The organism is Streptococcus parasanguinis, from assembly GCF_901875555.1.
GTDB lineage: Bacteria > Bacillota > Bacilli > Lactobacillales > Streptococcaceae > Streptococcus > Streptococcus parasanguinis_H.
The window spans coordinates 26,779-38,944 of the sequence record NZ_CABFMD010000035.1; the positions used below are offsets into that span (position 1 = coordinate 26,779).

Here is a 12,166-nt window from a genome sequence, read left to right on the forward strand (position 1 = left end):
ACTACTCCTTGTGTTCGCTAGAGGCACTAGAGCTTGCGGCGGTCGAAGACGAGCTTTCTGTTGAGGAACCTTCTGTAGAGGAAGCTGTGGAGGACGCCGCTGTTGAGCCACTGGTGGAAGCTTTGGTTTCATCTGTCTCTGCTTCCAAGAGTTTGGAGCGGGCATCCCAGTACTTCTTGTATTCGCCCTCTAGTTCAGAGAGTTTCTTCTCACGCTGTTCACCAGAGAGTTTTTCACTATCACGTGTCGCCTTGATTTCCTTACGAAGGGCATAGATGATCAAGTCTGAATCATCGATCCGCTTAGCAGCATCAAGGGCTTGGGTAAAGTCATGACGGCCGATATAGATCCAGTAGTGGAGATAGAGGCTATCGGACTTCAGCGTGACGTTGTTGAGGATGACCTTCTTTTGGTCATCTGAGAAATTCAAGCCTTGCAAGTAAGACGTTGCTAACTCATATTTCTGTGTCATTGGCAGACTGCTTGGAGCCACGCCTTCCAACTCATCGATCACCCCAGTATAGTCCACCTTGAGGTAGGCTGTGTCTGCTTGAAGCAACTTTTCTTTAAAGGGCGCTTGGAAAAAGACCAAGTAAATTAAGGGCAAAAGTAAGAGAGCCACTACAGCTGAGAGCCAAACCGTTGCCAACTTAAAGATTCGGTGTTGACGACTGGATACCAAGGTCAAGGTCTTTTCTTCTTCTTCCTTGCGCTCTTGGTAGGCCTTCTCTAAGAGCACTTTCATCTCTTCTAGACTAGCGGCATCACGGATTTCCACCAAGAAATCAGGGAGATCTTCTAATTCAAGTGTCCCTTGATAGAGCTCCATGAAATCCCAATCCCCAAAAAGCGTGACGGCATAGCACTTAGCCTGGCGCAAGAATTCCACCTGATCCCACTTGTGTGGCACCATCATTCCCGGAACCCCGCGGTAAGCAATCTTGACTTGGGCGTCCTTGGTCACAAACAAATTGATGGGATGGACCATAAAGGTCACCGGAAGCTCCAAGGCCGGAGCTAAATCCAAGACATTGATGGCTAGACGCAGACGGTCTGATACCGGTAATTCCTTGATTTCTTCTGCAGTCAAGCCCAGCGCATCTGTCTGATAGGTCAGATGAATCTGGTCTTGATCGGCCGTCATGCTTTGCTCCAAAAACAAAGGATGATGGAGATCCAAAATCCATAAATTGCGTAAATCCTGGCTATCCACTTCTGAACGCTTGAGGTCCAGTCGCCAGCTGGTTTCTTCTTTTTCAAAACGGAAGACTTGTTCTTCCAGTGTAAATTGTTCTTCTTTCACCTTACCACTCCTCAATCTCGATCAGATCACCACTCGTGATCGGATACTCTTGTACCACCTTGCCTTCATCCAGCAAGATGCCTTTATTTACCACGCGCAACTGATACTTGCTTCTAGGCTCCATGGCATACCCAAAGATCTGATCCAATTCCCGAATCAAGCGTCGCACCTCCACCCGCGTCGGGATTCTTAGGTCATGACTTGCACCATTCATACGGAAGGTGACATTGATATGTTGGTCCATTTAGGCCTCTTTTCTATAGATTCGATAAGAAATATAGCCAGCAATCCCAAAGAGAAGAGCGCTCCAAGCCAGCATTTGCAAAGCCGGAATAAAATCCGACAAACTAGCCGAATTGTCCTCCTCGTGGGACTCAAATTTAGATAATTTCTGATTTCCTGGCTGAAACAGGTCCGCTTCAGGCCCTGTTTTTTTCTTTGCCTTTATAGCAGAAAACAACTGGCCGTCTGAATCGGTCAATTGTTTCTCTTGCTTGCGTTTTTCATCTGCTAATTTTTTCTGATCCTTCTCATTGAAAAGAGACTCCGTCGCATCCAATTGGCCCCCGAGTGTCTTTTCCTGCTCTGTCTCCAAACGTGAGTTGTTGACCTGCAGACGATTATCAATAAAATCATCTGCAGAAACAGCAACTACTGGAATGAGACTAAAGACAAAGAGAAGATACATCATTTTTTTCATAAGCTTGATTCAATTTCCTTTGTTTGAGTAAACTTCTTTGGAATAAAGATATTGGCAACCGCCAAAAGTCCGAAGAAGACTAACAATCCGAAGAAGACGTCGATACCGGCTGTTTGTCCATCAAAGTAACCCGCAAACTGTCCTTCTAAAATAGAAAGGAGGTTGACATTTTTTACCAGTGCTGGAAGGCCTGACAAGGTCGCGGTCGTTCCGATCGCGCTTGATAGGTAGACATAACTGATCAACATGAAGAAGGCCAGTCCCATTCCAATCACACGGAAGTGTTTCAAGAGGAGGTATTGCAGTTGTACCAAGACAAAGCTTGCTAGAACCGCTAAGAATACCCATGAAGGTACATATTCACGACCAACAGAGAGTTGAATACTTGAAATCATTCCGATCACCAGTCCAAGGATGAGAGAAAGTCCTACAAGGACACCGACAGACAAGAGATCTGATTCTTGCAAGCGATTTAATTTGAAACGATCTTTCACCTTGCGGATGATTGGCTGCGTCGCAAAGAGATAAGCTGTAAAGAGGCTCAAGATTTCTAGCATAAAGATCCAGATAAATGGACGGTAGACGTTGATGGTCGCTTTCACAGAAGAAGATTTCTCTGCTACTGGATTTGACAAGAAGTCGAGCAAGACTTCATTTGGCACACCATTTTCATAGGCATTGTTGAAGACTTTACGGAAGGCTTCAACGAAGTTTCCATTTTCAGACAATTCTTTATCGAATTCACCCATCAAGCTTTCCGCATTGCTAGATAATTTCTCTGTATTGCCTTGGGCTCTTTCCAATTCTTTGTTCAATTGGCTAAAGATTTCATTGGTAGAGTTAGCAGCTTCTACATTGCTACGAGATGAGCTCTTAACGCCTTCTGTCGAGCTCAATAATGACGTGTATTCAGACCCAAGGGCTGACAAATCTGCATCGGTCTTGGTTTGAGCCTGTGTCACTGTTTCTTGCGCTTTTGAGATCTCTTCTAGGCGTTTTTGAAGGTCTGCATACTGCGTCAATTGATCGTTGATATTTTGAGTTAGATCCTTGTTGGTGTTTTCGATCGCTGTAAGGTTGGCCTGCAATTGTGGGCCTAAGTCTTGCAACTGTTTAAGGGTACCATCTAACTGGGCTTTCACACTATTCGTTGCATCGCCTTTTTCATCTGTTTCAATACTTGTCCGATAGTCCTTGATATTGCTTGCAACCGCGGATTTCACGACATCGATCAAGGCCCCCGTCAAATCCATATCTTCGATCGGATCATAGAGCGAATGACGATCTCCCTTTTCATCTTTTGGATAGTAGGCATCGATCAATGCTCCTGCGCGTTGATAATTCAAAGCGATTTCACTGGCTTTCGATGCATAGTTAGCAACTGCTGTTTTCAAATCTTCTGCAGATACCGTCACACTGGTTGAAGAAACCCCATTCACAAGAACTTCAACATCAATCGAGCTTGGCATGGCCCCTCCATCTTCAGCGAGGTGAATTTGGATTTGTTTGCCATCTTTCAGTTCGACTTCCTGTTCGCCGCTACCTGCATAAGTATGTCCATCATAGGCCCAAGTATCCACCTTGACTCCTGCTGGTACTTGGATGCTAACCTTCTGTTTTCCAGATTTAGCATTGAGGACATCGGCAACTGCAGTTGTTTTGGCATCTACTTCTGCAGCCAAAGTTTTTAATTCATCAGCATTTCCATTTGCTTTCGCCATCGTCCCAGCAAAAGTACTATCAAAATTAATTGCTGTATTGAGGTTGCCATATTTATTCAGATTAAGACTAGCTGGATCTAAAGACGGAAGTTTTTCAATTGCTTGACGAATGTCATCATCCGCTTTATTACGAGCTTTGCTGATAGTTTCGATTTTTGTCTTCCCAATCAAGGTACGAAGGGTTACTTTTTCTCCTTCTTTTAGACCATAGTAGTCAAGGATTTTCGCTTTTACAGAAGTCTCGATGTTCTTTTCGTGCTCATCTAATTTGTCGCGTTCTGCCTTGATCCCTTTTTCGAGGTCTGCCACACGATCATTCACATCTTTTGTCAAGCCTGCATAGGTCTTGGTACCTGAAGAATCTCCTGCTGTTTCAGTTGGTTGACTCAATTGCTTGGTAATTGCTTCTTGGTTTAGTTGTAGATTCTTATACAACTCTTGCGTCTTTTCACTGACAACAGACTGGTTCATAGACATCAGCTGGTTCATGAACTCTTCATGGCTGATCTTGTCCTCGGAGCGTTGCTTAATCAATGTGTCGAAGTTTTGACCATACTGATCCTGAGATTGGGTCAACTGATCAAAAGCCTGGGTATAAGACTCAAGGACTGTCTTCAAGGCATTGTTCGACTCGACAGAAGACGCAGACAAGCTATAGAGACTCGGGAAAATATTCTTCGAATCTAAAGCTGAATCCAGCAGGTTACTTCGGTAAGAACCAATGTTGGTCGATTGAATCTTGTTACTTGTCTCCACGTTTTTCTGAGCTGTATAAAGGTTGCTCAAAATGCTGACCATATACATATCAACCAATTGGCTATTTAAGTCTGAAACGATATCTTTAGCGACTTTATTGGCCTCGTTCTCAACCTGAGAATTCCCAGCTGCATTGACCTTATATGTCACCGTGGTCTTCTCTGCATTAACCGCATTCACTTCCAAGACCTTCTCTGAGAAGTCACTTGGAATGACGATCATCAACTGGTACTTGCCATCTGCAAGCCCTGACTCAGCAGCGCCACGAGGGAGTACAGACCAGTTTTGTGAATTATCCCGCTCGATATTCTTTACATAGCTAGCCCCAAGGTTGTATTCTTTGTCATTCAGTTTGACCGCCTTGTCTTCATTGACCACCGCAATATTGAGCTTGGTGTTTTCTGTCGTTTGTACAGTCTTGGCTTCGTTTTGCTTTTGATCCTTTTGAACCGTCGTATAAAGACCCACTATAGATCCCATCAAAAGGAGCACAACCGCGCTCTGACCGATGTATTTTAACCATTTTTTATTTTTAAATTCCATACCTTTTCCTTTTTCTAATTCATAGATACAAAATAGGGGTTAGGAATTAAGAATCTAACCCCTATTTTCTATATATCAAAAGACAAAAGGGTGATCTACCTACAAGAAGTAAGATCACCTCCAAGACTATCTTAGTGGATTTGTGCTGCGATATCTTGGTCAGTTTGTTCAACGATATCAGCAACTTTGATCAATTGACCGTTGATGTCTTCCAACAATTGAGCGAATTGTTTGATTTTTGGAGACAATTCGTTGAATTGTGCTTCAAAGCTATCAAATGCAGATCCATCCCAGTTTGCATCGATGACTTGTTGTTCATGAGTCAAAGTAGTAAGGATTTGATCAATTTCTTGAGAACCTTGTGCATAGCGTTGTGCTGAAGCACGTAGATCTTCTGGAGTTAATTTAATTTGAGCCATATGTTTCTCCTTTTGGGCTGATACCCTTATATTATTTTCATAAACAATACATTTTAGTACGAATTAGTAAAATGCCAGATAACTGTATATTTTACCTTTTTCTCCCTGTTTGTATCATTTACTTAAAAATATCTTAATGAAATATTGTCAGAATGTCAAGTTTAGAGGGCTAACTGATAAAACATTGTAACTTTGTTACGATTATGTAACATTTTGTCACAAAATTGTAATATATTTCCCAAATTCCTTGCCCCAGCAGTCTCCAACTAGTATTATTTCTGGGAAGAAAAGAAGACACTTTGTCCTTTTATATTAACTCGACACATAGATAAAAATTGTTGATTTTAGCTGGTTTTAAAAGCAATTTTTGATCATTTTTGTATATTTTTTCATTTTTAAAATTTTTATGGTATAATAAGAACTGTTTAGAACTTGTTTCTTACAAGATCGAACACCATTAACCTATAAGGAGTATATATGAAAAAATTTCTACTTGCCTCTGTCTGTCTACTAACCCTTACCGCTTGTAGCCAAGGCCAACAAGGAAAAGGAACTACTACTGTCGCTTCCAAGCAAGAGGCAGCTCAAACTAAAAAGGAGCAAGTCCAAACCAAGACTTTTGTTAGCGACCTCGGTGATCACTATCAAAACAAAATTCAAATTGGCTACAAGAAAGATGAGATTGTTTCCATGACCATCATGGGTGTTGCACCAATATCAGAAGATATGCAAAAATCAGATGTCGCTGAATTGAAGGAAATCTATCAAGAAGAAGCTGATAAAGCAAATGCTAAACACGGCGTTAACGGACAAGCTGGAATTAAAACAAGCATCAAAATCGCTGATGACAAAAAGACCTATACAAACGTCATGCATGTTGATTTTACTCAAATGAAAAAAGAAGACTTTGTGAAGTTATTAGCTGATCAAGGGGAAGAATCCAACACTACCATGTTGAAATATCTCAACGGTAAACCTCAAGATCTCTTTACCTATTTCAAAGATCAAGGCCTAAAAGAAGAAAAATAAAAAGAGCTTCCTGAGTTTCATCACCACCCTGGTGAGAGCTCAGAAAGCTTTTTCTTATTTGTTCAAGATTGAAAGGGTTTCAAGGAGATTGTCCGCATGAACTTCGATGGTATCTCCTGTCGCTTTGATTTTCACTTCAACGATACCTTCAGCTGCTTTTTTACCAACTGTTACGCGAATTGGAAGACCAATCAAATCGCTATCGCTGAATTTAACACCAGCGCGTTCATTTCGGTCATCCACTAAGACTTCGTAGCCTTTATGAACCAAGGCTTCTTCGATCCGATCAGTCAAAGCAAGACTCGCTTCATCCTTGACATTGACTGGAATCAAATGCACATCAAATGGCGCCAATTCTTTAGGGAAGTTAATCCCCCAAGCGTAACGGTATTCCCCTTTTGGAGTCTTATTGACAAAGAGGCGTGCATGTTGCTCCATAACAGCTGAAAGAAGACGACTGACACCGATACCGTAGCAGCCCATGATGATTGGAACTGCACGGCCGTTTTCATCCAAAACATCTGCTCCCATGCTAGCTGAGTAACGTGTGCCAAGTTTAAAAATGTGACCGATTTCGATCCCACGTGCGAAGTTCAAGACTCCTTTCCCATCTGGTGAGATTTCGCCTTCACGAACTTCACGGATATCGACGTATTCTGCAGTAAAGTCACGTCCTGGATTGACTCCTGTCAAGTGGTAGCCATTTTCATTGGCTCCTACGACAGCATTGCGACTGTCTTGGACCTTGCGATCTGCGATGATCTTAACATTTTCAGGAAGATCAACTGGACCGAGAGATCCAAAATCAGCTCCTAACAATTCTTTCACTTCCACTTCGGTTGCAGGTTCAAAGAAGTCTGCTCCGAGGTGGTTTTTCAACTTCACTTCATTAAGCTGGTCATTGCCGACAAGAAGAGCCACAACTGGCTCACCATCCGCAACATAAACCAAGGTCTTGATCGTTGCTTCTTCTGGAACATCTAAGAAGGCTGCCACTTCATCAATAGATTTGACACCTGGTGTTTCCACGCGTTTCACTTCTTCTTCTGCTACGACACGGTTACTTGGCTTGTATTCATTGGTCGCCATTTCCAAGTTTGCTGCATAGGTCGATTCACTTGAATAGGCAATGGTATCTTCACCAGAGACCATCCATTTGAGCAATTCTGCTTTGATTTCTTCTTGGACTTCTGCTGGGATCTCATCAAAGGAAGCCACCGATTTGTCTAAAACAACCCAACGATCCAAGTCTGTACGAGCAGGTGTAACAGCCATAAACTCTTGGCTATCTTTTCCGCCCATAGCGCCACCATCGCCAATGATGGCCTTGTAGTCGATGCCACTGCGGGTGAAGATCCGCTCATAAGCTGCCTTGTACTCATCATAAGTCACATCCAAGCTATCATAGTTAGCATGGAAACTGTAACCATCTTTCATGATGAACTCACGGGTCCGAAGAAGACCGTTCCGTGGGCGTTTTTCATCGCGGTATTTTGGTTGGATTTGATAGAGATTCAATGGCAATTGTTTGTAAGATTTCACAGAGTCGCGCACAATTGCGGTAAAGGTTTCTTCATGGGTTGGACCCAAGATAAAGTCAGAGCCTTCACGGTTTTTCAACTTATAGAGGTCTTCCCCGTAAGTTTCGTAACGACCAGATTCACGCCAGAGATCCGCACTCAAAAGGGCAGGAGCCAGCATTTCTACTGCTCCAATTTTTTCGAATTCTTGGCGCATGATGCCCTTGGCTTTTTCAATTACACGATTAGCTAGTGGCAGATAAGAATAGACACCAGCTGAGACTTGGCGAACATACCCCGCACGTAGCATCAGAGCGTGACTAATGACTTGGGCATCGCTTGGCATTTCGCGAAGCGTTGGAATCAACATTTTACTTTGTTTCATGGACAACATCCTTTTCTATTTCAAAAATAATTTCATAATATCATTCCAGGTGACAGCAATCATCAAGATCACCATCAGAGCTACACCTGCGAGCGTCATATAGGTTTCTACTTCTTGCTTGAGCGGTTTTCTACGGACCACTTCGATCAGGTTGATCAAGATTTTTCCACCATCCAAGGCTGGAATCGGGATTAGATTGAAAATCCCAATATTAATCGAGAGCATAGCCATGAGGGATAAGACTGCCGGAATCCCTAATTGAGCAGCTTGCGAGCTGGCATTGTAGATAGCAACCGGGCCACCTAGTTTATTGAGACTAAAGTGGAAAATGATATCTTTCAAAGCTCCCAAAATCCGAGTCGCTGTATTCCAGGTATCTGTAAAACCAGACAAGAGTTTATCCACAAATCCTGTCTTGAGGCCGTTTGTCACACCCAGATAGTAACGATTCCCTGACTTGGTTGGCTTCACTTTGACTTCTTTTTCTTTGCCATCTGTCTTAATTTTCAGGGTTAACTCCGGAGTAGTCTTGCTGTCCTTGGTCGCCTTTTCAACAGCATCTGTCAATTCATCCCAGTTGCTCACGGTATCGTTGTTTACCTGAAGGATCTGAACATCGCTTTTGACACCGACCTTGGCCAGCGCCCCATCGGGTGCTACCTGAACATTGTTGCTGTAGTAGTCAATCGCACCACCGCGCATAAAAGCTAGAAGTGAGTAGACGACAATACTGAGGATAAAGTTGTTCATAGGACCCGCAAAGTTGGTGATCAATCGTCCCCAAATGCTGGCATTCTGATACTGAACATCTCTCGGTGCAATCCGCACTTCCGTCCCATCTTCCTCAACGATGGTCGCATCATGATCAACACTATAGGTCTTGGTCTCATCGAGAACCAAACCTGTGATTTCTAATTTATCTTCAAAGTCAAACTGAGTGACATTCATAGGAAGAGCTGTCTGATCCAGATTCTTTCCAGAAAGATTGATCCGGACGACCTTACCAGCTTCATTTAGCGTCAAGCTGACAGGAGTACCGGTCTTAATCTCCGTGGTGTCCTCCCCCCAGCCAGCCATACGAACATAGCCACCTAAAGGTAGGATCCGAATGGTATAGGCTGTCCCGTCCTGACCAATATGGGCAAAGATCTTGGGCCCCATCCCGATCGAGAATTCTCGTACCAGGATGCCCGATTTTTTCGCAAAATAGAAATGACCAAACTCGTGAACGAGAACGATCACTCCAAAAATAACAATAAAGGCAATAAACTGCATCGTTCTATACGTGGTTTCCTTTCTATCTCTTCTGTCTTAGAACAAGCCCAAGAAATGCATCAAGGGAAAGACAAAAATCAAACTATCAAAGCGGTCTAGGACACCGCCGTGACCTGGAATAAATTTCCCAGAATCTTTCACACCGAAGTGGCGTTTAATCGCACTCTCTACCAGATCTCCAAACTGACCTGCAATACTAAAGAGAATGGTAAAGAAGATCATAGCAAGAAAACCATGTCCACCCGCCACAGAGCGATCCACGATCATATAGATCACGGTTACCGCAACTGCAGACAAGATTCCCCCAAGACTACCTTCAATCGTTTTATTAGGAGAAACCGCAGGCATGAGCTTGCGTTTCCCAAAGCGACTTCCTACCAGATAAGCACCGGAATCTGTAGCCCAAACAATAAAGAGTGCCAATAGGACCTTATCAATGCCAGCGATTCGGGCATCCACTAAAGAATGGAAACCAAGTCCAACATAAAAGCTGGACGCAATGGGGTAAACTACATCCTCATAATTGTAATTCTGAGCAAGAACAGTTGTTCCCATGAGAAGCAAGACAACCAGACCATAGGCAATCATATTGCCATCTGCTGGAAGATAAGGAAGGTAGTCCTCAATCGGTAAGGTCAAGACAAAGGCCGCCAACATAGCGAGCGCCCCTTCAAAGGTCGCGGTCTCAAGCCCCTTCATTTTGAGCAATTCATGAACCCCTAGCATGGCGATCAAGCCAATTACAATCTGGAAAAACATCCCTCCAACCATTACTGTTGGAATAAAAAAGAGTAGGGCAATTCCTCCAAAAATCACACGTTTTTGTAAATCTTTCGTCATCATCTTCTCCTAAACACCACCAAATCTCCGATGGCGATGGCTATATTCTACTATGGCACTTCGTAGTGCTTCCTCTCCAAAGTCTGGCCACATCACATCTGTGAAATACAACTCACTGTATGCAGCCTGCCAAGGAAGGAAATTACTCAAACGGACCTCTCCACTGGTCCGGATAATCAAATCTGGATCTCTCAAATCACGAGGCAAACTTTGCGTATAGAGGCAATCTGCAATACGATCTTCCGTGATCTCTTCTGGGCTCAGGTTGCCATCTCGCACTTCTTGAGCGATTTGCTTCATAGCCTGAGTGATCTCTGCACGTCCACCATAATTGAGTGCGAAATTCAGAATCAATCCTGTGTTGTCCTTGGTCTTTTCTTCAGCTCTTTCCAAGGCTTCTAGGGTTTCTTTTGGCAATTTCTTGGTATCGCCGATCATTTGAATTTTGACATTGTTGCGATGCAATTCAGGAACGAAGCGATCGTAAAATTCCACCGGTAAGTGCATGATGAACTTGACTTCCTCTTCCGGACGCGTCCAGTTTTCCGTAGAAAATGCATAGACCGTCAAGACCTGAACTCCCATGTTTTTCGCCGCAATGGTCACTTCTTGGAGGGCTTCCATTCCTGCCTTATGGCCAAAAACACGCGGTTGCATCCGCTTTTTCGCCCAACGACCATTGCCATCCATGATGATGCCAATGTGTTTCGGGACCTCTAAAGGTATCTCGATTTTTTCTTTTTTCTTAAAACGAAACATGTTTTTCTACCTATTTCAATATTGATCGCTTCATTATACCATAAATCCCCATAAAATAGGGACTCTGGCCTCTATTTTGGGCGAGTAGGGCTGTCCTTCATCACACAGTCCCATTTGCCCACCAAAAAAGAGGCTCCTGCCTCTTCTTTAATGATTATTCTTCGATGGCTGAATCAGCATCTGAGCTAGCACCTTCTGTAGCAGTGGCTGAGATTCCTTCTGATACAGGAAGAACTGTTTTGATCGCTCCCAATTCAAAGGTCAGGTAGACACCATCAACATCCAAGACAACGGTCTTGCGGTCTGTGTCGACTTCATCGATCGTTCCATACAAACCACCAATGGTGATGACTTCATTTCCTTTTTGAAGTTTATTCAAACTTTCCATCCGTTTTTGATATTGTTTCTTTTGGCTACGACTCATGAAAAACATCAAAGCAAACATGGCAATGAGAACAATCAGAAAACTTGCGTTTGGCATATCTTTCTCCTTTAATTTTCATATATGCTATACTATATCAAATTTCGCCTGTTTTTTCAAGTTTTCCCATCCTCATCAAACAAAATCAGACTCTAGTCTCAGAGAGGAAGCAAGTTTTGATGAAAAAGAAAAAAACCACGAAAAGTGGGCTACTGACTAATCAATCGTAATGCCATACTTTTCATGATTCTCATCATACCAATCAATCAAGGCCAAAGCTGTTTGATAGGTAATATTTTTGATTTTACTCGTTCCCTTAGTCAAAGTCGCTAGGCTCATTTTGCTGATGTTTGTTTCAGTTGCGACACGATAGCTCGTCAAGCGACCATCAACCATCAGTTGAACAACGGCTTCTACTTTTCTATATTCGGGAGTTGAGTAGATATCAATTGTATTGCTCATCTTACTTCCATTCCTCATATTTTTTTCTTGTAT

12 protein-coding genes are annotated in these 12,166 nt (G+C 43.0%); 1 reads left to right on the forward strand and 11 read right to left on the reverse strand.

All coding sequences use genetic code 11. From position 1 onward, the window contains the following. Nucleotide 1: 1 nt before the first annotated feature. The 5 genes from essB to JX304_RS09145 all read right to left on the reverse strand — a co-directional run bounded on the left by essB (nucleotide 2) and on the right by JX304_RS09145 (nucleotide 5,442). Nucleotides 2-1,303: a type VII secretion protein EssB gene (gene essB, locus JX304_RS09125; RefSeq protein WP_205012245.1), complete on the reverse strand. Its 1,302-nt coding sequence runs from the start codon at nucleotides 1,301-1,303 to the stop codon at nucleotides 2-4. Between the two features lies 1 nt (nucleotide 1,304). Continuing rightward, nucleotides 1,305-1,547, reverse strand: coding sequence for an EsaB/YukD family protein (locus JX304_RS09130; RefSeq protein WP_205012248.1), 243 nt, complete (start codon nucleotides 1,545-1,547; stop codon nucleotides 1,305-1,307). Next, nucleotides 1,548-2,003: a type VII secretion protein EssA gene (gene essA, locus JX304_RS09135; protein ID WP_205012250.1), complete on the reverse strand. Its 456-nt coding sequence runs from the start codon at nucleotides 2,001-2,003 to the stop codon at nucleotides 1,548-1,550. It lies immediately after the preceding gene. Continuing rightward, nucleotides 2,000-5,023, reverse strand: a complete 3,024-nt coding sequence (esaA, locus tag JX304_RS09140) for a type VII secretion protein EsaA (RefSeq protein ID WP_205012252.1) — start codon at nucleotides 5,021-5,023, stop codon at nucleotides 2,000-2,002. Before esaA ends, essA begins: the two co-directional genes overlap by 4 nt. 131 nt (nucleotides 5,024-5,154) lie before the next feature. Next, entirely contained in the window at nucleotides 5,155-5,442 is a 288-nt protein-coding gene (locus JX304_RS09145) for a WXG100 family type VII secretion target (protein ID WP_003016069.1), read from the reverse strand. Between the two features lie 477 nt (nucleotides 5,443-5,919). On the opposite strand from JX304_RS09145, the gene JX304_RS09150 reads away from it, so the two are divergent. After that, nucleotides 5,920-6,471 (forward strand): hypothetical protein, encoded by a 552-nt coding sequence (locus tag JX304_RS09150; RefSeq protein ID WP_205012254.1) that lies wholly within the window; start codon nucleotides 5,920-5,922, stop codon nucleotides 6,469-6,471. Nucleotides 6,472-6,525: 54 nt separating this feature from the next. Here the strand turns inward: JX304_RS09150 and JX304_RS09155 are convergent, their stop codons facing one another. The 6 genes from JX304_RS09155 to JX304_RS09180 form a co-directional block, all read right to left on the reverse strand. Next, a complete protein-coding gene (locus JX304_RS09155) occupies nucleotides 6,526-8,376 on the reverse strand; it encodes a proline--tRNA ligase (RefSeq protein ID WP_205012256.1) in 1,851 nt (616 codons plus the stop codon). Nucleotides 8,377-8,391: 15 nt separating this feature from the next. Then, nucleotides 8,392-9,651 (reverse strand): RIP metalloprotease RseP, encoded by a 1,260-nt coding sequence (rseP, locus tag JX304_RS09160; protein WP_205012257.1) that lies wholly within the window; start codon nucleotides 9,649-9,651, stop codon nucleotides 8,392-8,394. A 36-nt stretch (nucleotides 9,652-9,687) separates the two neighbouring features. Further along, nucleotides 9,688-10,491 (reverse strand): phosphatidate cytidylyltransferase, encoded by an 804-nt coding sequence (locus tag JX304_RS09165; RefSeq protein WP_205012259.1) that lies wholly within the window; start codon nucleotides 10,489-10,491, stop codon nucleotides 9,688-9,690. Between the two features lie 9 nt (nucleotides 10,492-10,500). Continuing rightward, nucleotides 10,501-11,250: an isoprenyl transferase gene (locus JX304_RS09170; protein ID WP_205012261.1), complete on the reverse strand. Its 750-nt coding sequence runs from the start codon at nucleotides 11,248-11,250 to the stop codon at nucleotides 10,501-10,503. A 154-nt stretch (nucleotides 11,251-11,404) separates the two neighbouring features. Further along, nucleotides 11,405-11,731, reverse strand: coding sequence for a preprotein translocase subunit YajC (gene yajC / locus JX304_RS09175; RefSeq protein ID WP_205012264.1), 327 nt, complete (start codon nucleotides 11,729-11,731; stop codon nucleotides 11,405-11,407). Nucleotides 11,732-11,887: 156 nt separating this feature from the next. Further along, a complete protein-coding gene (locus JX304_RS09180; RefSeq protein ID WP_003009969.1) occupies nucleotides 11,888-12,133 on the reverse strand; it encodes a hypothetical protein in 246 nt (81 codons plus the stop codon). Nucleotides 12,134-12,166: the final 33 nt, after the last annotated feature.